Origin of the sequence: Streptantibioticus cattleyicolor NRRL 8057 = DSM 46488, from assembly GCF_000240165.1 — a bacterium.
Lineage (GTDB): Bacteria > Actinomycetota > Actinomycetes > Streptomycetales > Streptomycetaceae > Streptantibioticus > Streptantibioticus cattleyicolor.
Genome location: NC_017586.1, coordinates 4,386,603 through 4,412,291 on the forward strand (window position 1 = coordinate 4,386,603; position 25,689 = coordinate 4,412,291).

Here is a 25,689-nt window from a genome sequence, read left to right on the forward strand (position 1 = left end):
GCTCGCAACGTGCCCTCCATGAACGACCTCGTACGCCAGCACACCGCGCTCGACGACTCCGATCTCGAGTGGCTGCACCTGCTGGTCTCCGAGTGGCAGCTGCTCTCCGACCTCTCCTTCGCCGACCTGGTGCTGTGGGTGCCGACCAAGGACGGCACCCGGTACGTCTCGGTGGCCCAGATGCGGCCCAACACCGGCCCCACCTCCTACCAGGACGACATGGTCGGCCACCTCGTGCCGCGCGGCCGGCGGCCGATGCTGGACGCGGCGCTGGACGAGGGGCGCATCGTGCGCGAGGGCGACCCGGAGTGGCGCGAGGAGGTGCCGGTGCGGGTGGAGTCGATCCCGGTGCGCCGGGACGGCCGGGTGCTCGGGGTGATCGCCCGCAACACCAACCTGCTCACCGTGCGCACCCCGAGCCGGCTGGAGCTGACCTATCTGCAAAGCGCCTCCGACCTGGCCCAGATGATCGCGGCCGGCTCCTTCCCGTTCCCCGCCGAACAGGTCGACATGGACGCCTCCCCGCGGGCCGGCGACGGGCTGATCCGGCTGGACGCCGACGGCGTGGTGCAGTACGCCAGCCCCAACGCCCTCTCCGCGTACCACCGGCTCGGCCTCGCCACCGACCTGGTCGGCCTCCACCTCGGCCAGACCACCGCCGACCTCGCGCCGTCCCGCGGCCCGGTGGACGAGGCGCTGGCCAAGCTCGCCAGCGGCTGGGCGCCGCGCGAGACCGAGGTGGAGGGGAACGACGCCATCATCCAGCTGCGGGCGATCCCGCTGAAGCCCAAGGGCACCCGCATCGGCTCCCTGGTGCTGCTGCGCGACGTCACCGAACTGCGGCGCCGGGAACGGGAGTTGATCACCAAGGACGCCACCATCCGGGAGATCCACCACCGGGTGAAGAACAACCTCCAGACGGTGGCCGCGCTGCTGCGGCTCCAGGCCCGCCGGATGGACTCCGACAAGGCCCGCGGCGCCCTGGAGGAGGCGGTGCGCCGGGTCGGCTCGATCGCGATCGTCCACGAGACGCTCTCGCAGAACCTGGACGAGCGCGTGGCCTTCGACGACATCGCCGACCGGGTGATCGCCATGGTCGCCGAACTCTCCCCGGGCCGGGTGACCGCCAACCGCTCCGGACGCTTCGGCATCCTCACCGCGGAGACCGCCACCCCGCTGTCGATGGTCCTCACCGAGCTGTTGCAGAACGCCCTGGAGCACGGGTTCGGCCCGGCCCGGCGCGGCACCGTGGAGGTCACCGCCGCGCGCGGCCCGGAACGGCTGCTGATCACCATCGAGGACGACGGCCGCGGGCTGCCGGAGGGGTTCGACCCGCAGCGGGCCGGCAACCTCGGCCTCCAGATCGTGCGCACCCTGGTGGTGGGGGAGCTGGGCGGTACCTTCGACATGGTGCCGGGGGACCTGGGCGGGGCCCGGGTGCTCCTCGACATCCCGGTGGAGCCGCTGAAGTAGCCGCCCGGGTCGGCCGGTGACCGGCCCCGGACAGCATCGAGCCCCGGTCGACCTCGTCGACCGGGGCTGTTGCCTACTGCCTGTGCTTTTGTCTGCGGCTTACGCGGACCAAGGGGTCCGCGCGCTGCGGCTCGGGGGAAGACGCTCCGTTCCGTACGTGTGGTGTACGGCGGCGGGGCGCCCACGGGCCCGCCTCACGGCGGACCCAAGCACGAAGGGGCGGCGGGCGTCAGGCGCTGATGTTGCGCGCCCGGTTGCGGGCGGCGCGGCGCTTCATCGCACGACGCTCGTCCTCGCTGAGGCCACCCCAGACACCGGCGTCCTGCCCGGACTCCAGTGCCCACTGCAGGCACTGCTCCATCACGGGGCAGCGACGGCAGACGGCCTTGGCTTCCTCGATCTGCAGCAGCGCAGGACCGGTGTTGCCGATCGGGAAGAAGAGCTCGGGGTCTTCTTCGCGGCAAACGGCGCGGTGACGCCAGTCCATGTCTGCTCCAACTCCTGGTGTGTTGCTGGCACGTTGCTTGTGAATGTGAACGCTTTCACGAATCCTTCGACACGACATCGGTCGACAGCCAGGTTCCCTGGCGCGACCGCGGGGGGTGAAGGAGGATTCGGGCTCTCAAGGGGGTCCGGAAGGGGGCCGTCCCGATCGCCAAGAAGAGACTCGCAAACCTGGGCGGCGGATACAACCCCTTCCGGAAAGTTTTTTTTGATTCTTCGGTGTCGCCTCGGTCACAGCCGTACTTCCATGGGGTGCAACGGAGGCTAAACGTTCGAGTGAAAGGACTTTGGGCCCTACCACTCACACAATCACACGCAGTGCACGGCGTACACCTGTGAAGGTCGCACTTGTGCGCAGCCCGAGGTGGTCACCGTCCACCTGAAAAGGCAGCGGCACCTGTGATTGCAAGGTGAAGTCGGTGAGATCGTGGAGCGATACGACGTGCTTTCCACGCGGTCCGCGTTCCGGGGTCGAACGCAGCAACTGGGTGGCGTGCCGGGCGACCGCCGACGGGGAGAGCCGGGAGAGCGCCAGCACGTCGAGCGCGGTGTCGAACGAGGCACGCGGCGAGGCGTACACCGGACGGTTGCCGAAGAACGTCCACGGCGAGGTGTTGCACACTATCGCCAGCACCAGGTCGGCCACCGGATCGGCGCCCGGCTGGGTCAGCGTGACGGTGCCGTGCCGGCGGTTGGGCTCGCCCAGGAACTGGCGGACGGTCTGCCGTACGTACAACGAGTGCGTCGACCGCTTGCCGCGCACCCGCTGCTGCTCCACCCGGCCCACCACGCCCGCGTCGAAGCCGAAGCCGGCACAGAAGGTGAACCAGCGGGCCGGCACCCCCTCGTCCGGGGTGCCCGGGGTGCCGCGCACCAGTCCGAGGCCGACCGAGCGCTCGCTGCCCTGGCGCAGCGCGTCCAGCAGCAGACTGGTGGCCTCCACCGCGTCGTTGGGCAGGCCGAGGGCGCGCGCGAAGACGTTGGTGCTGCCGCCGGGGACCACCGCGAGCCGGGGCAGCTCCGCGCGGGGGCCGTGGTGCAGCAGCCCGTTGACGATCTCGTTGACGGTGCCGTCCCCGCCGAGCGCCACCACCAGCTCCACCTCGCCGCCCTCGGCGGCCCGGCGGGCGAGGTCGCGGGCGTGGCCGCGGTACTCCGTGGAGGCCACCTCCAGCTTCAGATCGCTGGCCAGCGCGTGGATCAGCACGTCACGGGTCCGCGCCCCGGTGGTGGTGGCCTTCGGGTTGACCACGAGAAGCGCGCGCATGAGAGGAAGGGTACCTACCCATCGGTACCCGGCCGCGCCCCGGCCCCGGGGCCCGGGCGGGCTACCCTGCCAAGGTGAGCGCCAAGCAGAAGACCGGCTCCGGACCCGCGGCGGCCCGGGGCGGCAACGAGACGGGGAACCCGGCGGACCAGGCGGCGGCGGCCGGCCACCGGACACGCCGGCTGACCGCCGCCGCTGCCCTGGCCGCACTGGAGGGGGCGGGCCTGGCCGTGGCCGGGGTCTGGCTGCTCGTCCTCGGTCTCCTCGGCCACCCGGCGGACCGCCAGGGCGCGACGATGGGCGGGCTGACCGTGCTGGTGCTGGCCGCGCTGCCGCTGGTGGCCGCCTACGGGCTGGTCAAGGCGCGCCGCTGGAGCCGGGGGCCCGTGCTGATCATCCAGCTGATCGCGCTGCCCGTCGCCTGGACCATGGCGCACGCCAACACGGCGCTGCTCGTCGTCGCCGTGGGCGTGGCCGTGGTCGCCGTGGCGGAACTGGTGCTGCTGGTCAACCCGGCGGCGACCGACGCGCTCGGCATCGGACGCCGTACCGCCGAACCCCGGCGGTGAGGCGGGGCCGGCGGCTCGGCACTGCGGGCCGCCGGCGGATCACTCCTCGACCAGCAGCCGGTCGCGCAGCTGGGCCAGGGTGCGGGCCAGCAGCCGGGAGACGTGCATCTGGGAGATGCCCACCTCCTGGGCGATCTGCGACTGCGTCATGTTGCCGAAGAAGCGCAGCAGCAGGATCTTCTTCTCCCGCGGCGGCAACTGCTCCAGCAAAGGCTTGAGCGATTCCCGGTATTCCACGCCCTCCAGCGCGTCGTCCTCGGCGCCCAGGGTGTCGGCCACCGCGGGCGACTCGTCGTCGGTGTCGGGCACGTCCAGCGAGAGCGTGCTGTAGGCGTTGGCCGACTCCAGCCCCTCCAGCACCTCCTCCTCGGAGATCTTCAGATGCTCGGCGAGCTCGTGCACGGTCGGGGCGCGGCCGTGCGCCTGGGAGAGCTCCCCGGTGGCCGTGGTGAGCGCCAGCCGCAGCTCCTGGAGGCGGCGCGGCACGCGGACCGCCCACCCCTTGTCCCGGAAGTGGCGCTTGATCTCCCCGACCACGGTGGGCGTGGCGTAGGTGGAGAACTCCACGCCGCGCTCCGGGTCGAAACGGTTCACCGACTTGATCAGGCCGATGGTGGCGACCTGGGTGAGGTCGTCCAGCGGCTCGCCCCGGTTGCGGAACCGGCGGGCCAGGTGCTCCACGAGCGGCAGATGCATCTGGACCAGCCGGTTGCGCAGCTCGGCGCGCTCCGGGGAGCCCTCGGGCAACGTGCTCAACTCGATGAACAGGGCGCGCGCCCCGGTGCGGTCCGGCGCGGCGGTGGCCGTGCCGGGATGGTCGCCGGTGTCGTGGGCGTGGCCGGCCGGGCCGCGTGAGCCGTGGCCGGCCACCGTGGCGCGGGGGTGGCGGCCGTGCTCGCGCGGCGGCTGCTCGTCCACCCCGGGGCCGTGCTGGTCACGCTCCATGGGGTCCGCCTGTTCCAGCGCGTCCGTAGCGTCGATGTGCGGCACCGGGCGGTGCCGCGGCGGGTGCCGCCGGGCGGCGGCCTGGGCGGGAACGGCGGCCCCGCGTCCGGCGGGGCCGGCCCGCCGGACGGCGGCGGGCTCGGGGACGCCGCTCGGGGCCGGCTCGGTGGCCAGCTCCCGGGAGGATTCAGCGGTCACGACGTTCCCCCGTTCCGTGCGTGGCGGGCGTGTCCGCGCGGTCACCGCCCCTGGCGGGCGCCGGGCCGCACCGGCCCCTCCCGGGGCCTGACTTGCGGAAGTAGTGGAACCTGAGGGCTTCCTGCATCTGGGGACCTCACGACTGTCCAGGGCCGGCGCCGCGCTTTTTGTGCAGGCTGATGCTGACCGTGTTGTCCTCGGCCACGGCGGAGTCGACCTCCCCGGCCAGGGCGGAGAGCACCGTCCAGGCGAAGGTGTCGCGCTCCGGGGCGCGGCCGTCGGTGGTGGGCGCCGAGACGGTCACCCACAGGGCGTCCTCGACCAGGCGGAAGACGCACGAGAGCACACTGCCGGGAACGGCCTGCTGGAGCAGGATGGCGCAAGCCTCGTCGACGGCGATGCGCAGGTCTTCGATCTCGTCGAGGGTGAAGTCCAATCGGGCTGCGAGTCCGGCGGTGGCCGTCCGCAGTACCGAGAGGTAGGCACCCGCCGCGGGCAGCCGGACCTCCACGAAGTCCTTCGACCCGGGCTCGCCTGCGATCTGGGACACCCTCACCTCCAAGGTGGCACACGGTGGTTGAACTTGAACGCCTGCCCCACCCGCCGCCGTTATGCGACGGTCAGGTGCGGGTACACGGTCCGTACACGCCGAGTAGTCGCACGCGATGCGTACCGTCCAGGGACGGTATCGCGATCTGTGCCCCGGTGTCGCCCGGACCAAGCGCGGTTGTCACCGCGGGCAGGCCCTGTTCCGGGAACCCGCGGCTGTCACTCATGGTAAACCTATGAGCACGAACAGTGACAGGGGTTTGCGGTCTCAATTCGAAAGAGATATCGCGGGGTTGGCCGGAGCGACAGGGGTCGGACCGGACGCGGATGCCGCCAGCGTCCGCAGCGGCTCACCGGTCAGCCGCTGCACCGTCCACTCGTCCATCGGTACCGCGCCCACCGAGCGGTAGAAGTCGATCGACGGCTCGTTCCAGTCGAGCACCGCCCACTCGAAGCGGTCGTAGCCGCGCGCCACGCAGATCCGGGCCAGCTCGGCGAGGAGCGCCTTGCCGTGCCCCCGGCCCCGCGCCGCCGGGCGAACGTACAGGTCTTCGAGGTGGACGCCGTGGGTGCCGGTCCAGGTGGAGAAGTTGCGGAACCACAGCGCGAAGCCGGCCGCGACCCCCTCCGGCTCCTCCTCGGCGATCAGCGCGAAGACCGCCGGCTCGGCCCCGAAGAGCGCCTCGCGCAACTGCTCCGGCGTCGCCCGCGCCTGCTCCAGCGCCCGCTCGTACTCGGCGAGTTCGCGGATCATGGCGTGGATGGCGGGGACGTCGTCCTCGGTCGCGGGTCGAATCATGCGGCCAAGGCTAACCGGCGGCGCCGACAACCGGACAGGGCTCGCGGTCACGGAGTGCGACCCCCGGCGGCGACCGCCGGTCACCCGGTGTCACACCAGGGTCTGGCAGGGGTAGCACCACCGCCAGCTCTCACCCGGCTCGAAAGAGCGCATCACCGGGTGCCCGGTGGCGTCGTGGTGCGCGGTGGCGTGGCGGTACGGCGAGGAGTCGCAGCACCCCACGTGACCGCAGCTGAGGCAGAGCCGCAACTGCACCGGATGGCTGCCGGCCGCCTCGCACTCCGGGCAGGTGGCGGTCAGTGGCGCCGGTTCCGGCTCCGGCAGCGCGGGAAGGTGCGGGCAGTCCCTCATGATTCCTAGGCTAGGACCTGGCGTCGGAGCACGTCCAAGCAGGTCGGAGCAGGTCGCGTAGGCCGGGACGAGGGGGAGCGCCGTGGGGACCGAGTCGTTGGGTGGCGCGGTGCTGCTGCTGGTGGCCGGCAGCGCGGCGGTGGCCGGTCTGGCCCGGCGCACCGGCGTCTCCGCGCCGCTGCTGCTGGTCACCGTGGGGCTGGCGGCCTCCTTCGTGCCCGGCGTGCCCGCCTACACCCTCGATCCGCACTGGGTGCTGCCGTTCGTGCTGCCGCCGCTGCTGCACACCGCCGCGCTGGACAGCTCCTACCTGGGGCTGCGCGCCAACCTGCGCCCGGTGGCGCTGCTGTCGGTGGGGTACGTGCTCTTCGCCACCGCCGCCGTCGGGCTGGTAGCCCACGCGATCGTCCCCGGGCTGCCGCTGGCCGCCGCGATGGTGCTGGGCGCGGTGGTGGCCCCGCCGGACGCGGTGGCGGCCACCGCGATCGCCCGCAAGGTGGGGCTGCCCGCCCGGACGGTGACCATCCTGCAGGGCGAGTCGCTGGTCAACGACGCGACCGCGATCACCGCCTACCGGGTGGCGCTGGCCGCCGCGGTGGGGGAGGGGATCGGCTGGCTCCAGGGGGTCGGCGACTTCCTGCTGGCCGCGGTCGGCGGCACGCTGGTGGGCCTGGTGCTGATGGTGCCGCTGCACTGGCTGCGCACCCGGCTGCGGGAGCCGCTGCTGCAGAACACCACCTCGCTGCTGATCCCGTTCGTGGCCTACGCGGCGGCCGAGCGGGTCGGCGCCTCCGGGGTGCTCGCGGTGGTGGTGGTCGGCCTCTACCTGGGCCACCACTCCTCCCAGGTGGACTTCGCCACCCGGCTCCAGGAGGCCGCGGTGTGGAAGATGGTGGCGTTCGTCCTGGAGTCGGTGGTCTTCGCGCTGATCGGGCTGCAGCTGCCGGTGGTGCTGCGCGGGCTGGGCGGCACCGGGGTGACCGGGGCGCTGGGGTTCGCGGCGGTGCTGGTGGCCACGTTGATCGGGTCGCGGTTCGTGTGGGTCTTCCCGGCCACGTACCTGCCGCGCCGGCTGAGCGCCCGGCGGGCCCGGCGTGATCCGGCGCCGCCGTGGACGCAGGCGTTCGTCACCTCGTGGGCCGGGATGCGCGGGGTGGTCTCCCTCGCGGTGGCCTTCTCGATCCCGCTCACCACCCGTTCCGGCGCCCCCTTCCCCGGCCGCGACCTGCTGCTCTTCCTCGCGTTCTGCTGCGTGATCGGCACCCTGGTGCTCCAGGGCTTCACCCTGCCGTGGGTGGTACGGGCGCTGCGGCTGCCGCCCAGGGACGTCCAGCGCGAGACGCTGATCGAGGCGCAGGCGCAGAACGAGGCGTCCCGGGCCGCCGAGGAGCGCCTGGCGGAGCTGCTGAGCGCCCCCGAGAACGCGCTGCCCGCGCCCCTCGCCGACCGGCTGCGCGCCGTACTGGCCCGGCGGCGCAACGCGGTGTGGGAACGGCTCGGCGCGGTCAACGCGCTCACCGGGGAGTCGGCGGACGCCACCTACCGGCGGCTGAGCGGGGAGATGATCGCCGCCGAGCGGGAGGTCTTCGTGGGGCTGCGGGACCGCCGGGTGATCGACGACGAGATGCTGCGCACCCTGCTGCGCCGGCTCGACCTGGAGGAGGCGGCCGGCGATCACCCCGAGGAGTGAGCCGGGCGGTCAGCCGGTGACGACCGCCGCGATCCGGGTGCCGGGCGCGAACGCCCCCTCGGCGGCGAGGGTGAAGACCCCGTAGAGCATCTTGGCCACGTACACCGGTTCCGGCAGCAGGCCGTGGCGGGCGGCGAACTCCTCGGCGAACGCGGTCAGTCGGGGCGTGGTGCGGGCGTAGCCGCCGCCGTGGAAACGGGTGTCGAGCGTCCAGGCGCCGCGTGGTCCGCCGAACGCCTCGTGCTGGAGCCGGGTCACCTCGTCGGCGAGGAAGCCGCCGCCCTTGAGCACCGGGAAGCCGATCGCGCGGGCGTCCGGGCCGAGCCCGGCGGCGAGTCCGGCCAGGGTGCCGCCGGTACCGCAGGCGACGGCGACCACGTCGGCGTGGCCGCGCAGTTCACGGCCGAGCTCCAGGCAGCCGGTGGCGGCCAGGGCGTTGCTGCCGCCCTCGGGGAGCGCGAGGAAGTCGCCGAAGCGGGCGCGCAGCTCGTCGACGAAGGCCGGTTCGGTCTTGCGCCGGTAGGACGCGCGGTCCACGAAGTGCAGCCGCATCCCGTCGGCCGCCGCCTGCGCCAGGCTCGGGTTGAGCGGCCGGCCGGCCAGTTCCTCGCCGCGCACCACGCCGATGGTGGCCAACCCCAGCAGCCGGCCCGCCGCTGCGGTCGCCCGCAAGTGGTTGGAGTACGCCCCGCCGAACGTCAGCAACGTCCCGTACCCCGCCGCCCGCGCCGCCTCCAGGTTGGGCGTCAGCTTCCGCCACTTGTTGCCCGGGATCCTCGGGTGGATCAGATCGTCCCGCTTGAGCGCCAGCCGCACCCCGGCACGCGCCAGGCGCTCGTCCTCGACCGGCACGAGCGGCGAGGGCAGCCGGGGGTCGAGCGCGTCGAGCGGCGAAGCGGTGGGCACCGGCCCATTGTCCCAGGGCGGAGGGGAGAAACGCCGCACCCGGCCGCCGCGAGGCCCTCGTCGGGGCGAACGCGGCGGCCGGGTGCGCCACCGCGGTCTGTGAAGGTGGTGTCCTCGCAGACCGCGGGGTGAAGGCTCAGGCCTTCTTGGTCTCCCAGAAGATCTTGTCGATCTCGGCGATCAGGTCGAGCGCCTTCTGGCCGGTCGCCGGGTCGTTGGAGCCCTTGGCGGCGCTGAGGGCCTTGAGGGCGTCGTTGACCAGCTGGTGCAGCTGCGGGTACTTCTCGAAGTGCGGAGCCTTGAAGTAGTCGCTCCACAGCACCGAGACGTGGTGCTTGGCCAGCTCGGCCCGCTGCTCCTTGATGACCACCGCGCGGGTGCGGAAGTCGGAGTCCTCGTTGGCCTGGTACTTCTCCTGGATGGCCTTGACGGACTCGGCCTCGATACGGGCCTGGGCCGGGTCGTAGACGCCGCACGGCAGGTCGCAGTGGGCGCTGACCTTGACCTTGGGCGCGAACAGGCGAGAGAACATTGCCGTCCTTCCTCGTGATCGTCTTTGCAGGTGGGAGATTACTCCCTGGGGGGCCTGTTTTCTCGGGTGCCCCCAGGTGCTTAGGACAAAAGTCTGGTGTCACTCTGGACCCGGTGGAGGAACCGACAGGAGGCGCGGGATGCGCGAGCAGGGGGCGAGGCTGCCGTACGGCGTGGCCGAGGTGACGGGGCCTTCGATGGTGCCGACGCTTCGTCACGGGGACCAGTTGCTGGTCCGGTACGGGGCGCCGGTACGGGCGGGGGACGTGGTGGTGCTGCGCCACCCGCTTCAGCAGGACCTGCTGATCGTCAAGCGGGCGGTGGAGCGCCGGGAGGGCGGCTGGTGGGTGCTGGGCGACAACCCGTTCGCCGAGTCCGACAGCCGGCTGTTCGGCACGGTGCCGGACGAGTTGGTGGTCGCCAAGGCGCTGGGACGGTTCCGGCCGCCGCGGGAGCTGGGGCGTTCGGTGCGCTCGGCGCTGGGGTGGGCGGTCTCGGCGCTGCGGCCGGTGCGGGCGGACCGTTCGGTGACGCGGCGGCTCAAGGCGCGCTGAGCGCGGCCGGCCGGCCGCCGGTCGTTCAACCGCGGACCGGCCGGGCGGCAGCGGTCGAACGCCCGGCGGCGGCTCAGCCGGCGGGCCGGGCGCCCGCCGCCGGGCGGGCGTTCTCCTGGCGTTTGCGGGCCCGGTAGGCGGCGACGTTGGCGCGGGTCGCGCAGCGGTCGGAGCAGTAGCGCCGGGACCGGTTGGTCGAGGTGTCGATGTAGGCGTTGCGGCACGGCGACGCCTGGCAGATGCCGAGCCGGTCCACGCCTAGGTCGGTCAGCTGGATGGCCAGGCCCATGCAGGCGGTCGCGGCGTAGGAGGCCGAGGCGTTGGTGGCGTGGTCGGCCAGGTGCAGGTGCCAGTCGGGCCGGCCCTGGGCGTCCAGGTCGCCGTGGCCGGAGATCTGCGGGCTGACCGGGAACTCCAGCAGCAGTGAGTTGAGCAGGTCCACCGCCCGTACCTCGGCGCCCTCGGAGGCGGCCTCGAAGACCGCGCGCAGCCGGGTGCGGACGGCCCGCAGCCGGGTGATGTCGGCCTCCCCGGCGCGGCGGGCCGACTGCTGGCTGTTGCCGAAGAGCGCGCGTACCGCCTCGACGGAGGTGAGGCCGTCCTCCCCGCGTTCGGGCCGCTCGCTGTTGACCAGGCGCACGGCGTAGTCGGCGTAATAAGCCAGTTCCACTTGTGGTCCTTACTCGCGGCGGACTATGGTCGGGACCGGTCGCCGTAATGGGCGATCTCCCTAAGAGGCTATTACCAAGGCTACGGCACAGGGTAGTGCGGCCGGCGCCGCCCTGCCCGGAAACGTCCCTGGAGGACCCATGACCACCGGTACCACCGTGCCCACCGGCGACTGGGCGGCCTGGCAGCGCAGTTGGGACCGCCAGCAGGAGCTGTACCTGCCCGACCGCGAGGAGCGCTTCCGGGTCATGCTCGACCTGGTGGAGGCGCTGGCCGGCCCGGCGCCCGTCGTCCTCGACCTGGCCTGCGGCACCGGCAGCATCTCGCGCCGGGTCCTCGAGCGGTTCCCCGGGGCCCGTACCACCGGCGTCGACCTCGACCCGGCGCTGCTCACCATCGCCCGCGGCACCTTCGCCGACGAGCCGCGCGCCGAGTTCGTCACCGCCGACCTGACCGACCCCGACTGGACCGGCCGGCTGCCGCACCACGAGTACGACGCCGTGCTCACCGCCACCGCGCTGCACTGGCTCGACACCGGCGAACTCGCCCGGCTCTACGGCGAGCTGCCCGGCGTCCTCAAGGTCGGCGGGGTCTTCCTCAACGCCGACCACATGCCCGACCCCGCCACCGAGCGGATCAACGAGGCCGAGCGCGCGCTGCGCCACGCCCGCCAGGAAGGCGCCCGTGCGGACGGCGTGCTCGACTGGGAGACCTGGTGGCGGGTGGCGGCGGCGGACGAGGCGCTCGGCGCGGCCGTCGCCCGCCGCTTCGAGATCTTCGGCGGCCACACCGACGGCGAGCCCCACCCGCCCGAGTGGCACGCCGGCGTCCTGCGCGAGGCGGGGTTCGCCGAGGCCCGCACGGTGTGGCGTTCGGTGCCGGACGCGGTGGTCGCCGCCCTGAAGTGACGGCGGGCGGCCGTCGTCCGCGCGACGGCCGCCCGGGGCGCCGGGGGTGTGCCGGTCAGCGGCGGGCGACACCCTCGGCGCGGGCCGCGGCGGCCACCGCCTTGGTGACCGCGGGGGCCACCCGCTCGTCGAACGGCGAGGGGATCACGCACTCCGCGCTCAGCTCCTCGGCCACCACCGCGGCCAGCGCCTCGGCGGCGGCGATCTTCATGCCCTCGGTGATCTGCGAGGCGCGCACCTGGAGGGCGCCGGCGAAGATGCCGGGGAAGGCGAGCACGTTGTTGATCTGGTTCGGGTAGTCGCTGCGGCCGGTGGCCACCACCGCGGCGTACTTGTGGGCCACGTCCGGGTGGATCTCGGGGGTGGGGTTGGCCATCGCGAAGATGAAGGCGCCCTCGGCCATGGTGGCCACCGCCGACTCGGCGACGGTGCCGCCGGAGACCCCGATGAAGACGTCGGCGCCGTCCAGCGCGTCCTCCAACGAGCCGGTCAGCCCGGCCTTGTTGGTGTACGAGGCCAGCTCGCGCTTGACGTCGGTCAGGTCGTCCCGGCCGCCGTGCACCACGCCCTTGCGGTCGGTGACGGCGACGTCCCCGATGCCCGCCTCGACCAGGATCTTGGCGATGGCGACCCCGGCGGCCCCGGCGCCGGAGATCACCGCGCGCAGCTCGCCGAGGGAGCGGCCGGTCAGCCGGGCGGCGTTGCGCAGCGCGGCGAGCGTGACGACGGCGGTGCCGTGCTGGTCGTCGTGGAAGACCGGGATGTCCAGCCGTTCCTTGAGCCGGCGCTCGATCTCGAAGCAGCGCGGCGCGGAGATGTCCTCCAGGTTGACCCCGCCGAAGGAGGGCGCGAGGCGGACGACGGTCTCCACGATCTCGTCGGTGTCCTTGGTGTCCAGCGCGATCGGCACCGCGTCCACACCGCCGAACTGCTTGAACAGGATGGCCTTGCCCTCCATCACCGGCAGCGACGCCTGCGGGCCGATGTCGCCCAGCCCGAGCACCGCGGTGCCGTCGGTGACCACGGCGACCACCTGTGAGGTCCAGGTGTAGTCGTGGACGAGCGAGGGCTCCTCGGCGATGGCGGTGCAGACCTTGGCCACGCCGGGGGTGTAGGCGAGCGACAGGTCGTCGCGGTCACGCACCGGCACCGTCGCGCTGATCTCCATCTTTCCGCCGCGGTGCAGGGCGAAGGCCGGATCGATCAGCTCCTGATCCGTATCGCTGTCGCTCCGGGGGTTGACGATCTCCGCTGACAAAATTGACCCCTTTGTCGTTATTGCTGGTTGAGGGTGGCTCGCCCCGGGTGCGGGGCGAGGCGGGCCTGCCCGGGCGGCCTCCGCGTCGGAGGTGCACGAGCGCCGCGCGTGTCGCACGCCACGCGCGTGGGCCCTGGTCGAGGGGTGAAGGATCCGTTCTACCGGAAGGCTGTTCGAGCTGGCGAGCACATAAGTTTCCGCACATCCGCCGATATTCCCGTTACCGGAAAGTGCCCGGTGGAGCGTGACCTCATGTCCGGCCGGCGCCCGCGTGACGGATCACCGGTGGGGTCCAGGGGGCACACGGGGGTGCCGACGCGCCTCGTGCTCCAAGTGGCTCCCGCCATGGTCCGGCCCTGGGTAGTGCCGGCCCGACGGGACGCCGGGGATCGCCCGTTTCCCGATTCTGGCACACCCGGTCCGGCGCCCCGCCGCGGCCCGGACCGCCCGGGTGACGTACATCGCTTCACGGGGCGGACACTGGTGGGCCCCGTGAAGCGCGGCTAGTTTCGGCACATGTTCGCTGCCTATGCCGCTCGCATCGACCCTGAACAGCCGCTCGACGGACTGGAGCTGGGGGAACGTCCCGAACCGGAGGTCGCGCCCGGCTGGACCGCGGTCAACGTCAAGGCGGCCTCCCTCAACCACCACGACCTGTGGTCGCTGCGCGGCGTCGGCCTGTCGCAGGAGAGCCTGCCGATGATCCTCGGCTGCGACGCCGCCGGGGTCGACGCGGACGGCAACGAGGTGGTCGTCCACTCGGTGATCGGGCAGACCGGCCACGGCGTCGGCCCGCGCGAGCCCCGTTCCATCCTCACCGAGCGCTACCAGGGCACCTTCGCCGAACGGGTCGCCGTGCCGGTGTGGAACGTGCTGCGCAAGCCGAAGGAGCTGACCTTCGAGGAGGCGGCCTGCCTGCCCACCGCGTGGCTGACCGCGTACCGGATGCTCTTCACCAACGCCGGGGTGCGCCCGGGCGACAGCGTGCTGGTGCAGGGCGCCGGCGGCGGGGTGGCCACCGCCGCGATCGTGCTGGGCCGGGCGGCCGGCCTGCGGGTCTACGCCACCAGCCGGGACGCGGCCAAGCGCGCCCGGGCCGAGGAACTCGGGGCGCTGGCCGCCTTCGAGCCGGGCGCGCGGCTGCCGCACCGGGTGGACGCGGTGATCGAGACCGTGGGCGCCGCCACCTGGTCGCACTCGGTCAAGTCGCTGCGCCCCGGCGGCACCCTGGTCATCTCCGGCGCCACCAGCGGCCCCAGCCCCAAGGCGGCCGAACTCAACCGGATCTTCTTCCTGGAGCTGAAGGTGGTCGGCTCCACCATGGGCACCAAGGAGGAGCTGGAGGGGCTGCTCGACTTCTGCGCCACCACCGGGGTACGCCCGGTGATCGACTCCGTCCTGCCGCTGGACCGGGCCCGCGAGGGGTTCGAGAAGATCGCCCGGGGCGACCTGTTCGGCAAGGTCGTCCTGACCGTCTGAGGCAGGTCAGTCCCGCGTGCCGGGGCGCAGCAGGACGCCGATGTGGGCCGCCGCGGTCGACAGATGGCGGCGGACCTCGCGCAGCTGGGCGGCGTCCACCCCGTTGTCCCGGGCGGCGTCGCGGATGTCGTCGCGGAAGCGGTCGAGCAGCCGCTCCAGGTCGCGGACCGGGTCGGTGGAGGCCGAGTCGTCCACCGACCCCCAGTCGGGTACGTCGGCCGGCTCCGGCTTGACGTACCCGGGCCACGGCGTGGAGCGGCCGAACCGCCCCATCTCGCGGGTGAACTCGGCGAGCCCCTGGGTGACCGCCGACTGCCAGTCGCCCTGCCGTACGTGGTCCTGCACCTCGTCCTGGACCCGGCGGACGATGCGCTGCATCTCCTCGCGGGCGTACGCCTGGGCCTCCTTGGCCTGCTGGCGGGCGGCGCGCGCCTCCTCCCTGGCCCGGCGGCTCTCCTCCTTGGCCCGCCGCGCCTGCTCCTTCCACCCCTGCTTGACCGCCCCGAAGGCGGCTGCCGCGTCCTGCGGGTCGGTACGGGACCGGGCCGCGGCCTCGCGGACCTCGCGGCGCAGGTCGCCGGCGGCGCCGCGGACGTCCTCGCGCATCTCGGCGGCGAGTTCGGAGACCGAGTCACGGATCTCCTGCTCCAGCTCGGCCAGTTCGTCCTGGCGGTCGGCGACCTCGGCGCGGCCGGCCGCGGTCAGCGCGTAGACCTTGCGACCGCCCTCGGTGGTGTGGGTGACCAGGCCCTCCTGCTCCAGCTTGGCCAGCCGCGGGTAGACGGTGCCGGCCGAGGGCGCGTACAGCCCCTGGAAGCGCTCCTCCAGCAGCCGGATCACCTCGTAGCCGTGGCGCGGCGACTCGTCGAGCAGCTTGAGCAGGTACAGCCGCAGGCGGCCGTGGGCGAAGACGGGGGCCATGTCACAGATCCTTCGTCAGGCGGGGGGCGTCGGCCGGTTCCGCGGGTGGTCTGCGCAGCAGCGCGATGGCGCCGGAGACGGTGGTGGCCTTCAGCCGCGCGTCGCCGCGGCCGACCCGGCCGGCGATGGTCTTCGCCCCCCAGCTGCCGGTGACCCGCAGCTCGTCGAAGGCGCAGGAGACCGGGCCGCTGGCGGTGGACGCCTCCACCTCGGCGTCGCCGGGCTCCGGGATGCGCACCGCGATCTGCCCGGAGACGGTGTTGAGCCGGACGTCGGCGCCGGCCGAGGGGTCCAGGTCGAGCACGATGTCGCCGCTGACCGAGTCCGCCCGCAGCCGGGAGCCGGTGCCGCCGACCACCGTCAGGTCGCCGGAGACGCTGTTGAACGCCAGGTCCCCGGCGAGCGCCTGGGCCTCCAGGCTGCCGGAGACGGTGCTGGCGTCCACCGGTCCGCCCACGCCGACCAGCGTGGTGTCACCGCTGACCCCGTGCACCTTGGTGCGGCCGGTCACCCCGGAGACGGTGGCGGTGGCGCCGACCACCCCGACCTCGACGTGGGTGCGGTGCGGCACCGTGAGCGAGACCACCGCGCGGCGCTGCCACCCCTTGCGGTCCAGCCAGCCCAGCAGGCCCTTGAAGGACAGGTCCTCGTAGGCCACCGTCAGGGTCCCCCCGTCCCGGGTGACCACCAGCGGCGGTCCCTCCAGCTCGGTCACCTCCAGCCGGGCCGGGCCCTCCTCGGTGCCGACCACGTTGACGGTGCCGCCGACGACGCGGACGTGCAGGCCGGTGACGGTGTCGTCGAAGGTGATCCGGCGTGGCTCCGCGACGGTCCACGTGTGCGCTGACATCCAGCCCTCCCAGGGTGCGGCAGACGCAACATATCGCGTCCTCCCAAGAACACGATATATCGCGTAACGCGGAAGTCAAGGCCGGCCGGCCCCAGGCCCGCCGTCACTCCTCCTCGTCGTCGTCCAGCCGCGCCAGCCAGGTGGCCAGCCGCTCCACCGGGATCTCGAACTCCGGGTTGAGATCGACGAATTCCTGCAACCGCGCGGCGAGCCACTCGAAAGTGATCTCCTCCTCGCCGCGCCGGCTCTCCAGCTCCTCGATGCCGCGGTCCGTGAAGTACACGTGTGCTCCGAAATCGTTCCAGGTCACAAGGGACGTAAGGGGTACGCGGCCAGGATAGGCACCCGTTCGGGGCTCTCGCGCCGCGGCCTCGCGGGGGCTAGCCTGATCGTCCGGCCCGCCGCGTGGACCCGTGGCGGGGCGATCTCGCAGGCTCGGGGGAGCGGAGGGGCGGCGTGGGGGATCAGGCGCAGCGCATCGAACTGCCGGACGGCACCGAGGTCTGGGCCCGGCTGTCACCGGTGGCCATGTCGGGCGAGGAGTACGGCGACTACGAGGACGTGGGCGCCATGGACGGGGTGGTCGCCCGCGTCCAGCAACTGCGCGGACTGATCGGCGGGGTCGCCGCCTCGGTCCGGGAGGCCGCCGCCGCGGCCGGGCCCGACGAGGTCAGCGTGGAGTTCGGCGTCGAACTCGCGGTCAAGTCCGGCGTCATCGTCAGCGTGCTGGCCGGCGGCGGCTCCAAGGCCGCCCTCAACGTCCGGCTCACCTGGCGCGACCGGTTCGGCAAGGAACACCCGCCGGCCGCCGCGCCGCCGCTGCCGGCCCAGGCCCCGCCGCCGGCCCCCCCGACCCCGGCCGGGGACGACGCGGATGCGTAAGCCCCCGGCCCGCCCCGCCCGGGAGCGGCCGTGACACCGCCGGGCCCGGGCGGCGTCCCGGACGAGGCGGCGTCCCGGCTGCGGGAGCTGGCCCGGGACGTGGCGGTGGCCGTCGTCTCCGACCCCCGGTCCGACCAGCCCGAGTTCTGGGGCAGCGGACTGATGGTCGCCCCCGGCTGGGTGCTCACCTGCGCCCACGTCCTGGTGCGCCGCGACTCCCTGGGCCGGCGGCGCTGGATGGGCGACGGCGAGATCGGCATCCGGATCGGCGACCGCACGGTGCCCGCCCGCGCCGTCTACACCCTGCCCGGCCGCGACGAGCTGACCCACTGGGAACTCGGCGACGAGCGGGAGTTCGAGATCAGCCCGGACCTGGCGCTGATCCGGCTCACCGGACCGGTGCCCCCGCACGGCTGCGCCTGGCTCAGCGACCGCGCGGTGCCCCCGGTCAGCCGCCAGGTGGCCGCGCTCGGCTGGCGGCGCCCCGGCCGCGACCTCGAACCGTGGGACGGCACCTGCACCGTCCCCGGCAACGACAGCATCCACGTCTTCCGCCTCGGCCCCGACTCCGAGATCCCGGCCGGGGTCTCCGGCAGCCTCGTGGTCGACCTGGCCCACGGCCGCGTGGTCGGCGTGGTCAAGGCCCGCCGCCGCAGCCGGGACGGCGGCCGGGCGGTGCTGCTGACCGCGCTGCGCGGGCTCACCGGCGACGACGCCCTCGACCCCGAACTGGGCCTGGGCCCCGACCCGTACCAGGAGCTGGTGCGCGCCCACGACCGCTGGCACTACGAGCAGCAGCAGATCGGCCGCCACACCCGCGGCACCTGGATCGACGTGCAGAACCAGCTCTCCGACGTGATAGGCGAATGGACCCCGGTCGACCGCGCCGAGGCGCTGGGGCTGCTGGCCCGGCTGCCGCCGCCGCGCAGCCCCGGCGTGGTGCAGCGGCTGGTCGAACGCGTGCTGGGCCCCGGCACCGTGCACGACCCGCTGCCGGTGGCCTGGCGGGACGGCCACGGGCTGCTCTACGAGCCGGACAGCGGCAAGCAGTTGCTCGCCTTCGTCACCTACCTGCTGCTGGTCGCCGAGGAGGTCCGGGAGCAGGACCCGGCCGGCGCCGCCAAGTTGCACGACTTCGCCAAGCGCCGGGCGATCGCGCTGCCCGCGGTGGACCGCAACAGCCTCGCCGAGACGGCCGCCGCCGGACCGGTCGCCCAGTCCTCGGTGCTGGTCGCGCTCGCCCCGGTGGTCTGGCAGGACGACCGGCCGGTGCGCTTCCGCTGGGAGATCCAGCTCGTCCGCTCGCCCGACGACCGCCAGGTCACCACGGTGTGCGACGCGCGCGACGGGGTCACCTTCGACGAGGCGGTCGCCCAGATCGAGGAGCCGCTGGCGCTCGCCCTGGACCGGGCCGACGAGACCGGCCGCCCGGCCACCGTCGAACTCGCCCTGCCCGTCCACCACTTCGACGTCGCCGCCCACCTGTGGACCCCCGGCGGCGACCGCACCGGCCGCGGCCACCGCCCGCCGCGCCCGATGGGCACCCGCCGCCCGGTCGTCGTACGCGACGTGGAGCGCGCCGCCTCCCGCCCGCCCGAATGGCTCGGCCGCTGGCAGGAGACGGCCCGGCACCCCGGGCTCACCGCGCTGCCGCTCACCGTCACCGAACGCAGCCCCGGGTACGAACGGCTGCGCACCGCCGCCACCTCCGCGGTGCCGGTGCTGTGCGGCCCGGTCGGCCACGGGGAGGCGCTGGACACCATGATCGACGCGCTCGACGCCGGCCACGGCATCGCGCTGTGGCGCACCACCCCGCACCCGGCCGACGCCTGCGGACCCGATTGCGCCGTCTTCCAGCGGGAGGCCGACGCGCTGCTGGCCAGGGTCGGCGGCGCCGCCAAACTCCCCGAGGCGGTACGGGCGTTGCGGGCCCAGAGCCACGACGGCCACAGCGCCGACGGCCGCCCCGACCCGCACGGCCCCGCCGCCCCCTGGCCGGAGGCGCTGGTCCTGCTGTACGACGACGCCACCGCGCCGCTGCCCGGGCTGGGGCAGGGATGACCGGGCGGCGCGGGGAGCGGTTGCCGGGCGTCCGGAAATCGATGTTCGCCATGGTCCGCGCGGGTACTGTCATAAAGGGATCCCTGTGCGTGGCAGCGCGAGATCGCGCGTGCGGCACGTGCGTGACGGCGGTGCCCTCGCGAGCCCTTGCTTCGTCAGCGACGAGGAGCACGACGTGAACGAGTGGCTGATCTACCGGGGCACCGGTCAACCCCACGAGGGGATCGACCGGTTGCCGCCGCCCCCGCCGTGGCGCAATTTCGACGGTGGCCCGGAGGTGAGCCCGCCCGCTCCGATAGACACCGCCTCCACCCGGCGCCTCGGCCTCCAGCAGGACCTCGCCGAGCAGTACCGGCCCGGCCCCACCGAGCTGGAGCTGATCAACGCCGCCCTCTACCTGCGCCGCCCGTTGCTGGTCACCGGCGAACCCGGCAGCGGCAAGAGCACCCTGGCCCACGCCGTCGCCCACGAACTGGGCCTGGGCCGCGTGCTGCGCTGGCCCATCGTCAGCCGCACCGTGCTGCGCGACGGGCTCTACCAGTACGACGCCCTCGCCCGCCTCCAGGACCTCCAGCTCGCCCGGGCCGGCGGCGACGTCGGCCCGGACGGCGAACAGCCCGGCGACGGCATCGGCCGCTACGTCCGGCTCGGCCCGCTGGGCACCGCCCTGCTGCCCGCCCGCCGCCCCCGCGTCCTGCTCGTCGACGAACTCGACAAGAGCGACATCGACCTCCCCAACGACCTGCTCAACGCCCTGGAGGAAGGCGAGTTCGCCATCCCCGAGCTGGAACGGATGGCCGACCGCCACCCCGACATCGAGGTCCTCGACGACGACGGCGGCAAGGCCACCGTGCACGGCGGCCGGATCCGCTGCCGCGCCTTCCCGTTCGTCGTCCTGACCAGCAACGGCGAACGCGACTTCCCCGCCCCGCTGCTGCGCCGCTGCATCCACCTGCGGCTCGGCGTCCCCGACGAGGACCGGCTGGCCGCCATGGTCCGCGCCCACTTCGGGCCGGCCGCCGCCGAGCAGAACGAGCAGATCATCCGGCAGTTCCTCGACCGCCGCCCCGGCGAGCAGCGCTCCGCCGACCAGCTGCTCAACGCCATCTACCTCACCCAGCAGGCCCGGGAAGAGGACGCCGGCACCCGGGAACGCCTGGCCGAGGAGCTCATGCAGCCGCTCAACCGGGTCAGGTGACCTCAGGTGGCCCCCGGAGCGGACCCGCACGCGCGGCTCGTCGCGCGGCTGCGCGCGGCCGGCCTCGACGCGGACGCCGAAGGGCTGGCCGACGCGCTCTGGCTGGCCCGCCGGATCGCCCCGCCCCCGGAGCCCGAGGCCGCCCCCGACCGCACGGATCCGGCCACACTTGCCCCGCCCGAGGACGCCGGAACGCCCCCTTCCGCACCGGCCGGAGCGCCCCCGCCGGACGGCCGGCCCGCCGCCGGGGCGGGCCGGATCGCGCTCCGTCCGCTGCGGCCGGACGAGGCGGCCCCGGCCGAGGAGACCCTGGTCCGCATCCCGGTGGCCACCGCCTTCCCCGGGCTGCTGCCGCTGGAGCGGGCGCTGCGCCCGTTGCAGCGCTACCGCCCCCGGGTGCCGCCCCGCCGCGGCCCGCTGGACGAGGCGGCCACCGCCGAGACCAGCGCCCGCAGCGGCCACATCGTCCCGGTGTTCACCGAGGCCCGGCGGCGCGAGGCGATGCTGCTGCTGGTGATGGACGACTCGCCGTCCATGGTGGTCTGGCACCAGATGCTCGAAGAACTCCGGGTCGTCTTCGCCCAGGTCGGCGCCTTCCGTGACGTGGCCGTCCACTACCTGCGGGCCCGCTCGGACGGCGGGGCCGGGGTGGCGGCCGGCCCCGGCGGCGCCGACCCGCTCGCCCCCGCCGACCGGCTGCGCGACCCCACCGGGCGCACCGTCACCCTGCTGCTCAGCGACTGCTCCGGGGCGCTGTGGCGGCGCGGCGCGGGCCAGCGGCTGCTGCACCGGTTCGCCCGCACCGGCCCGGTCGCCGTACTCCAGCCGCTGCCGCAGCGGATGTGGTCGCGCACCCTGCTGCCCACCGAGTCCGGGGTGCTGCGCGGCGCCGACGGACCCGGCGGCCGGCTGGACTTCCTGCCCCGCCGCCGCAGCACCCGGCCCAGACCACCCGGCGCCCTCGCCGTTCCGGTGCTCGCCCCCACCGCGGTCGCCCTGGGCGCCTGGGCCCGCGCCGTCTCCGGCACCGCCCGCGCCTCGCTGGACGCCGCGGCGGCCTGGGTGCACGCCGACCACACCGGCGCCGAGGAGCCGCCCCGCGCCCCCCGCACCGCCGAACAGCTCGTCGGCGACTTCCAGGCGGTCGCCTCCCCGGCCGCCCAGCACCTGGCGGTCTACCTGTCGGCGGCCCCGCTGGCCTACCCGGTGATGCAGCTCGTCCAGCGCGCCATGGTGCCGCAGACCGGGCCCACCGAGATGGCCGAGGTCCTCCTGAGCGGCCTGCTGGTACGCCACGAGGGCCGCCGCGCCGACGACGGCACCGACCCCGCCTACGCCGACGGCGGCCCCTGGTACGAGTTCGCCGACGGCGTCCAGGACGTGCTGCTGCGCCGGCTCGGACTCGGCGAGGCGTCGCTGGTCCTCAAGCACTGCTCGCTCTACGTGGAACGGGTCTTCGGCCGCCGCGCCCGCAACTTCCCCGCCCAGGTGGTCGGTTACCTCTCCGGCGAGCCCGGCCCTGCCGAGCCGGGCCGGGCCACCACGACCCCGGTGCCGCGGCAGTTCGCGGAGGTCTCGCAGAAGGTGCTGCGGCGCTTCCAGCCCGGCGGGGTGGCCACCGACGCCCGCCCGCGGGCCGCGTCCGCCACCGCGACGTCCACCGGCGGCCCCGGCGTGGTCATCGCCCACCAGGGCCGGGTGGTCGAGGAGGCCGCGGAACGGCTGCGCCGGTTCCAGGCCCACGGCACCATCCGGGACCTGTGGGAGGCCATCCGCCTGCTGCGCAGCGCCCCGTACGACGACCGCCGCCCCGCCCACGGCGTACCGCTGCGCACCCTGCTCGCCACCTGTCTGCTCGACCTGTGGCGGGCCAGGGGCGGTGACGAGGTGCTCGCCGAGGCGGAGGAGACCGCCCGGTCGGCCACCGCGCTCGCCGACCGCTCCCGGGTCCCGGCCGACACGGCCGCCCAGGCCCAGCTCGTCCTCGGCCAGGTGCTGCGGGAGGTGGCGAGCCGCCCGGAGACCGCCGCGCTCACCGACCGCACCCCCGGCCAGGCCCTCGGCGAGGCCGCCGAAGCGCTGGAACACGCCTACCGGCTGCTGCGCCACGAACCCCGCGCCCTCCTCGACATCCAGCTGCGCATCGTCGAGGTCGCCAGGGAACGGTACGAGATCACCGGCGACCGCGACCTGCTGCACGACGCCCAACTGCGCCTCGACGCGGTCCTGGAGTCCTGGCCCACCGGCGAACCGGTGCCCGCCGACGCCCTGGTGGCCCGCGGCGGACTCCTGCGCGAGCTGGCCGACGACGCGGTACGCCGCCTCGCGCCGCAGGAGGCCCGTTCCCTCGCGCTGCGCGCGGTGGCCGACTTCGAGGTGATCGACCGGGCCGCGGGGGCCGCCACCGGCCCGTCCGCGCAGCGCTGCCGGGTGCTGATGGAGCTGGCCGCCGCCCGCGCGGTGGCCGCCGGAGACCCCGGCGACGCCCACGCGCTGGCCGACCTCGACCGCGCGCTGGCCGCCGCCGAAGGGCTCCCCGAACTCAAGCTGGAGGTGCTCCGCCGGCTCGGCGCCGCCCACTTCGCCCGCTACGGCCACACCGCCGAGACCGCCGAACTGGCCCTGGCCGACGCCGCGTTCGCCCGCGCGCTGCCGCTGGTCCCGGTGGACGACCCGGCGCGCGCCGGGCTGCTGGTGGAACGGGGCCGGGTGCTGGTGGAGTGGGGGGCCAGGGGCGGTGGCCTGGAGGTGGCCACCGACGCGGTACGGGTGCTGCGCGAGGCGCTGGCCCAGACCCCGGAGAGCCACCGGCTGCTGCCGGAACGCCGGCTGCTCTTCGGCCGCGCCCTGCGGGAGCGCCGCGCCGCCGGGGGCGCCCCCACCGATCTGCACGAGGCCGAGTGGATACTGCACCGCGCGGCCCGCGGCGCCGCCGACGCCGAGGACCCGGCCACCGCCGCCCGCGCCTGGCTCGACCACGGCGACGTGCTGCTGCGGCTGGCCGCGGGGCGCGGGGCACAGGAGAAACTGGACCAGGCGGCCGAGTCGTTCCTGCGCTCCGCCGAGCACGCGGTACGGGCCGGTGAGCCGCTGCTGGCCGCCCAGGCGCACCACCGGCGCGGTACGGTGCTGGAACGCACCGCGGGCGCGGCCCGGGCGCTGGAGTCGTACCGGGCGGCCTGGGAGCAGTGGCAGCGCTCCGGGGCGGCCGGAGATCCGCAGGCCCGCTCCACCCTGGAGCGGATGCGCGCGTTGGAGGGGACGGCGTGAGCACTTCGGTCCGCATCGGCGGCGGGGAACCACCGGCCACGGCGCCGTCCGGCGGCGAGCCGGCCCCGGCCGGTCCGCGCCTGCCCGACTTCGGCGGCCCGGCGGCCCTCGGCCACCTGGCCGCCGCCACCGACCACCCGGTGCTCACCGCCGTCCTCGCCGGACTGCGCGGTCGCCCCGAACACACCGGTGGCGTCTCCGGCGCCGTCTCCTACCACGAGGACTCCCCACCCCGTCCGCCCCGCTGACGGAAATCCGGGCAACACCTGGGCGAATCCGGTCAGTTGTTCGCCAGGACGTTTGTCGACGCCGCCATCTGGTCATGCACCGTTCAGCATCCCCGGGAGGAGCCGCACGGTGCGCGAACAATCACGGCCCGCCGTGCAGGCCGCCCCGCCCAAGGCCGCCGAACCGGCCCCGGCCGCCGGAGGGAACGCCCCCGAGCACGCGGACGGGGGCGGCCCGGGCGCCGGGAAGACCGTCCGCGTCCGCGCGCGGCGGGCGGCCGGGGACGTCCGGCGCCCCGGCGTTCGGGGCGGCGCCGAGGGGGGCGCGGGGCACGCGGGGCACTCGGACGCCGACGGGGGGCCCGGTTACGCCCCGTGGCCGGACCTCCGGCTCGACGTCCAGGCACTGCGGCGCGCGGGTCATCTCCCCGTACCCGTCCGGCAGTTCGTGCTCAAGGTGCACAGCCGCTGCAACCTGGCGTGCACGTACTGCTACGTGTACCGCGGCGCCGACCACAGTTGGCGGCAGCGCCCGCCGCGGGTCGCCCCCGGGACGATGGCGCACACCGCGCGGCGGATCGCCGACCACGTCCTCACCCACGGGCTGACCGAGATCCGGGTCGACCTGCACGGCGGCGAGCCGCTGCTGGCCGGCCCCGGCCCGCTGCTGGAGTACGCCGGACGGGTCCGCGCCGCGCTGCCGGCCGGCTGCACCGCCCGCTTCACCGTCCAGACCAACGGCACCCTGCTCGACCAGGCCACCCTGCGCCGGCTCGCCGCCGCCGGCATCCGCGTCGGGCTCAGCCTCGACGGCGGCACCGGGGCGCTGGACGCCCGCCGCGTCGACCACGCCGGCCGCCCCTCCTGGCGCGCCGCCACCCGCGCCGCCCGGCTCCTCGCCCGCCACCCGGACGCCTATGCCGGACTGCTGTGCACCATCGACCCGGCCGCCGACCCGGCCGAGGTCTACCGCTCGCTGACCGCGCTGCGCCCGCCCAGCCTCGACCTGCTGCTGCCGCACGCCAACTGGACCACCCCGCCGCCCGGCCTCACCGGCGGCCGGCCCCGCCGCACCGCCCCCGGCAACCGCCCGGTCCCGTACGGAAGGTGGCTCGCCACCGTCTTCGACCTGTGGTGGGCCGGCGACCCGCGGGACCCCGGCCACCCCGCGATCCGGCTGTTCACCGAGGTGATCGCGTTGCTGCTGGGGCTGCCGTCCACCACCGAGTCGGTCGGGCTCTCCCCGGCCGCCGCCCTGGTGGTGGAGACCGACGGCGCCATCGAGCAGGTCGACTCGCTCAAGACCGCCTACCCCGGAGCCCCCGCCACCGGCCTGGACGTCTTCCGCCACAGCTTCGACCAGGCGCTGGACCACCCCGGGGTGGCCGCCCGCCAGCTCGGCGCGGCCGGGCTGAGCCGTACCTGCCGCACCTGCCCGGTGATGCGGGTGTGCGGCGGCGGCAACTACACCCACCGCTACCTGGCCGGCAGCGGCTTCCGCCACCCCTCCGTCTACTGCGCCGACCTCGAACACCTGATCAGGCACATCGCCGGACGGCTCGCCGCCGCCCTTCCGGCCGACCCCCGGACGGCCCCGCGCCGGGCCGCCCCGCTGGAGGTGACCTGACGA

25 protein-coding genes are annotated in these 25,689 nt (G+C 74.5%); 12 read left to right on the forward strand and 13 right to left on the reverse strand.

All coding sequences use genetic code 11. The annotated features are described in order from the left end of the window. Positions 1-18 precede the first annotated feature (18 nt). Positions 19-1,473 (forward strand): sensor histidine kinase, encoded by a 1,455-nt coding sequence (locus SCATT_RS19360; RefSeq protein WP_014144809.1) that lies wholly within the window; start codon positions 19-21, stop codon positions 1,471-1,473. 229 nt (positions 1,474-1,702) lie between these two features. Here SCATT_RS19360 and SCATT_RS19365 read toward each other — a convergent pair whose 3' ends face one another. Beyond that, positions 1,703-1,960 carry a WhiB family transcriptional regulator gene (locus SCATT_RS19365; protein ID WP_014144810.1) on the reverse strand — a complete coding sequence of 86 codons (258 nt, stop codon included), beginning with the start codon at positions 1,958-1,960 and terminating at the stop codon, positions 1,703-1,705. A gap of 318 nt (positions 1,961-2,278) precedes the next feature. After that, positions 2,279-3,244, reverse strand: coding sequence for a diacylglycerol/lipid kinase family protein (locus tag SCATT_RS19370; protein ID WP_014144811.1), 966 nt, complete (start codon positions 3,242-3,244; stop codon positions 2,279-2,281). Between the two features lie 74 nt (positions 3,245-3,318). Between SCATT_RS19370 and SCATT_RS19375 the strand changes: the two genes are divergently transcribed. Then, positions 3,319-3,813, forward strand: a complete 495-nt coding sequence (locus SCATT_RS19375; RefSeq protein ID WP_014144812.1) for a hypothetical protein — start codon at positions 3,319-3,321, stop codon at positions 3,811-3,813. 39 nt (positions 3,814-3,852) lie between these two features. Here the strand turns inward: SCATT_RS19375 and SCATT_RS19380 are convergent, their stop codons facing one another. The 4 genes from SCATT_RS19380 to SCATT_RS19395 form a co-directional block, all read right to left on the reverse strand. After that, positions 3,853-4,956 (reverse strand): RNA polymerase sigma factor SigF, encoded by a 1,104-nt coding sequence (locus tag SCATT_RS19380; RefSeq protein ID WP_014144813.1) that lies wholly within the window; start codon positions 4,954-4,956, stop codon positions 3,853-3,855. 136 nt (positions 4,957-5,092) lie between these two features. Then, a complete protein-coding gene (locus SCATT_RS19385) occupies positions 5,093-5,506 on the reverse strand; it encodes an ATP-binding protein (RefSeq protein ID WP_014144814.1) in 414 nt (137 codons plus the stop codon). Between the two features lie 267 nt (positions 5,507-5,773). Further along, positions 5,774-6,304 carry a GNAT family N-acetyltransferase gene (locus tag SCATT_RS19390; RefSeq protein ID WP_014144816.1) on the reverse strand — a complete coding sequence of 177 codons (531 nt, stop codon included), beginning with the start codon at positions 6,302-6,304 and terminating at the stop codon, positions 5,774-5,776. 90 nt (positions 6,305-6,394) lie between these two features. Continuing rightward, positions 6,395-6,655: a UBP-type zinc finger domain-containing protein gene (locus SCATT_RS19395; RefSeq protein ID WP_014144817.1), complete on the reverse strand. Its 261-nt coding sequence runs from the start codon at positions 6,653-6,655 to the stop codon at positions 6,395-6,397. Between the two features lie 82 nt (positions 6,656-6,737). On the opposite strand from SCATT_RS19395, the gene SCATT_RS19400 reads away from it, so the two are divergent. Next, positions 6,738-8,345, forward strand: a complete 1,608-nt coding sequence (locus tag SCATT_RS19400) for a Na+/H+ antiporter (protein ID WP_014144818.1) — start codon at positions 6,738-6,740, stop codon at positions 8,343-8,345. A gap of 9 nt (positions 8,346-8,354) precedes the next feature. Here the strand turns inward: SCATT_RS19400 and SCATT_RS19405 are convergent, their stop codons facing one another. Together SCATT_RS19405 and sodN are read right to left on the reverse strand one after the other, a co-directional pair. After that, positions 8,355-9,251: a 1-aminocyclopropane-1-carboxylate deaminase/D-cysteine desulfhydrase gene (locus tag SCATT_RS19405; RefSeq protein WP_014144819.1), complete on the reverse strand. Its 897-nt coding sequence runs from the start codon at positions 9,249-9,251 to the stop codon at positions 8,355-8,357. A gap of 136 nt (positions 9,252-9,387) precedes the next feature. After that, positions 9,388-9,783 carry a superoxide dismutase, Ni gene (gene sodN / locus SCATT_RS19410; RefSeq protein ID WP_014144820.1) on the reverse strand — a complete coding sequence of 132 codons (396 nt, stop codon included), beginning with the start codon at positions 9,781-9,783 and terminating at the stop codon, positions 9,388-9,390. Positions 9,784-9,922: 139 nt separating this feature from the next. Between sodN and sodX the strand changes: the two genes are divergently transcribed. Next, positions 9,923-10,336 (forward strand): nickel-type superoxide dismutase maturation protease, encoded by a 414-nt coding sequence (gene sodX, locus SCATT_RS19415; protein WP_014144821.1) that lies wholly within the window; start codon positions 9,923-9,925, stop codon positions 10,334-10,336. A gap of 73 nt (positions 10,337-10,409) precedes the next feature. Here the strand turns inward: sodX and SCATT_RS19420 are convergent, their stop codons facing one another. Then, entirely contained in the window at positions 10,410-11,006 is a 597-nt protein-coding gene (locus tag SCATT_RS19420; protein WP_014144822.1) for a CGNR zinc finger domain-containing protein, read from the reverse strand. A gap of 139 nt (positions 11,007-11,145) precedes the next feature. On the opposite strand from SCATT_RS19420, the gene SCATT_RS19425 reads away from it, so the two are divergent. Next, positions 11,146-11,913 carry a class I SAM-dependent methyltransferase gene (locus tag SCATT_RS19425; protein WP_014144823.1) on the forward strand — a complete coding sequence of 256 codons (768 nt, stop codon included), beginning with the start codon at positions 11,146-11,148 and terminating at the stop codon, positions 11,911-11,913. Positions 11,914-11,968: 55 nt separating this feature from the next. Here the strand turns inward: SCATT_RS19425 and SCATT_RS19430 are convergent, their stop codons facing one another. Further along, complete coding sequence (locus tag SCATT_RS19430; protein ID WP_014144824.1) at positions 11,969-13,171, reverse strand: NAD(P)-dependent malic enzyme; 1,203 nt, start codon at positions 13,169-13,171, stop codon at positions 11,969-11,971. Positions 13,172-13,687: 516 nt separating this feature from the next. Between SCATT_RS19430 and SCATT_RS19435 the strand changes: the two genes are divergently transcribed. Further along, positions 13,688-14,650 carry a zinc-binding dehydrogenase gene (locus SCATT_RS19435; RefSeq protein WP_014144825.1) on the forward strand — a complete coding sequence of 321 codons (963 nt, stop codon included), beginning with the start codon at positions 13,688-13,690 and terminating at the stop codon, positions 14,648-14,650. Between the two features lie 6 nt (positions 14,651-14,656). Here SCATT_RS19435 and SCATT_RS19440 read toward each other — a convergent pair whose 3' ends face one another. The 3 genes from SCATT_RS19440 to SCATT_RS19450 all read right to left on the reverse strand — a co-directional run bounded on the left by SCATT_RS19440 (position 14,657) and on the right by SCATT_RS19450 (position 16,704). After that, positions 14,657-15,571, reverse strand: coding sequence for a PadR family transcriptional regulator (locus SCATT_RS19440; RefSeq protein ID WP_014144826.1), 915 nt, complete (start codon positions 15,569-15,571; stop codon positions 14,657-14,659). Between the two features lies 1 nt (position 15,572). After that, on the reverse strand, positions 15,573-16,421 hold the full coding sequence (locus SCATT_RS19445; RefSeq protein ID WP_014144827.1) for a DUF4097 family beta strand repeat-containing protein: 849 nt from the start codon (positions 16,419-16,421) through the stop codon (positions 15,573-15,575). Positions 16,422-16,524: 103 nt separating this feature from the next. Further along, positions 16,525-16,704: a DUF6104 family protein gene (locus tag SCATT_RS19450; protein WP_014144828.1), complete on the reverse strand. Its 180-nt coding sequence runs from the start codon at positions 16,702-16,704 to the stop codon at positions 16,525-16,527. 173 nt (positions 16,705-16,877) lie between these two features. On the opposite strand from SCATT_RS19450, the gene SCATT_RS19455 reads away from it, so the two are divergent. From SCATT_RS19455 to SCATT_RS19480, 6 genes are all read left to right on the forward strand, one after another. Further along, entirely contained in the window at positions 16,878-17,303 is a 426-nt protein-coding gene (locus tag SCATT_RS19455) for a CU044_2847 family protein (protein ID WP_014144830.1), read from the forward strand. A 30-nt stretch (positions 17,304-17,333) separates the two neighbouring features. Beyond that, a complete protein-coding gene (locus SCATT_RS19460) occupies positions 17,334-19,364 on the forward strand; it encodes a VMAP-C domain-containing protein (RefSeq protein ID WP_014144831.1) in 2,031 nt (676 codons plus the stop codon). Positions 19,365-19,539: 175 nt separating this feature from the next. Then, positions 19,540-20,562 carry an AAA family ATPase gene (locus SCATT_RS19465; protein WP_014628351.1) on the forward strand — a complete coding sequence of 341 codons (1,023 nt, stop codon included), beginning with the start codon at positions 19,540-19,542 and terminating at the stop codon, positions 20,560-20,562. A 6-nt stretch (positions 20,563-20,568) separates the two neighbouring features. Next, a complete protein-coding gene (locus SCATT_RS19470) occupies positions 20,569-23,832 on the forward strand; it encodes an SAV_2336 N-terminal domain-related protein (RefSeq protein WP_014144833.1) in 3,264 nt (1,087 codons plus the stop codon). Further along, complete coding sequence (locus SCATT_RS19475; RefSeq protein WP_014144834.1) at positions 23,829-24,080, forward strand: hypothetical protein; 252 nt, start codon at positions 23,829-23,831, stop codon at positions 24,078-24,080. Before SCATT_RS19470 ends, SCATT_RS19475 begins: the two co-directional genes overlap by 4 nt. A 109-nt stretch (positions 24,081-24,189) precedes the next feature. Further along, entirely contained in the window at positions 24,190-25,686 is a 1,497-nt protein-coding gene (locus tag SCATT_RS19480) for an FxsB family cyclophane-forming radical SAM/SPASM peptide maturase (RefSeq protein WP_014144835.1), read from the forward strand. The last annotated feature ends 3 nt before the right edge of the window (positions 25,687-25,689 follow it).

Bases quoted from the DNA above. Each gene is read 5' to 3' on its own strand.
- SCATT_RS19395 (WP_014144817.1), bottom strand. From the start codon at position 6,655: ATGAGGGACTGCCCGCACCTTCCCGCGCTGCCGGAGCCGGAACCGGCG.
- SCATT_RS19365 (WP_014144810.1), bottom strand. From the start codon at position 1,960: ATGGACTGGCGTCACCGCGCCGTTTGCCGCGAAGAAGACCCCGAGCTC.
- SCATT_RS19440 (WP_014144826.1), bottom strand. From the start codon at position 15,571: ATGGCCCCCGTCTTCGCCCACGGCCGCCTGCGGCTGTACCTGCTCAAG.
- SCATT_RS19360 (WP_014144809.1), top strand. From the start codon at position 19: ATGAACGACCTCGTACGCCAGCACACCGCGCTCGACGACTCCGATCTC.
- SCATT_RS19425 (WP_014144823.1), top strand. From the start codon at position 11,146: ATGACCACCGGTACCACCGTGCCCACCGGCGACTGGGCGGCCTGGCAG.
- sodX (WP_014144821.1), top strand. From the start codon at position 9,923: ATGCGCGAGCAGGGGGCGAGGCTGCCGTACGGCGTGGCCGAGGTGACG.
- sodN (WP_014144820.1), bottom strand. From the start codon at position 9,783: ATGTTCTCTCGCCTGTTCGCGCCCAAGGTCAAGGTCAGCGCCCACTGC.
- SCATT_RS19435 (WP_014144825.1), top strand. From the start codon at position 13,688: ATGTTCGCTGCCTATGCCGCTCGCATCGACCCTGAACAGCCGCTCGAC.
- SCATT_RS19370 (WP_014144811.1), bottom strand. From the start codon at position 3,244: ATGCGCGCGCTTCTCGTGGTCAACCCGAAGGCCACCACCACCGGGGCG.
- SCATT_RS19445 (WP_014144827.1), bottom strand. From the start codon at position 16,421: ATGTCAGCGCACACGTGGACCGTCGCGGAGCCACGCCGGATCACCTTC.
- SCATT_RS19390 (WP_014144816.1), bottom strand. From the start codon at position 6,304: ATGATTCGACCCGCGACCGAGGACGACGTCCCCGCCATCCACGCCATG.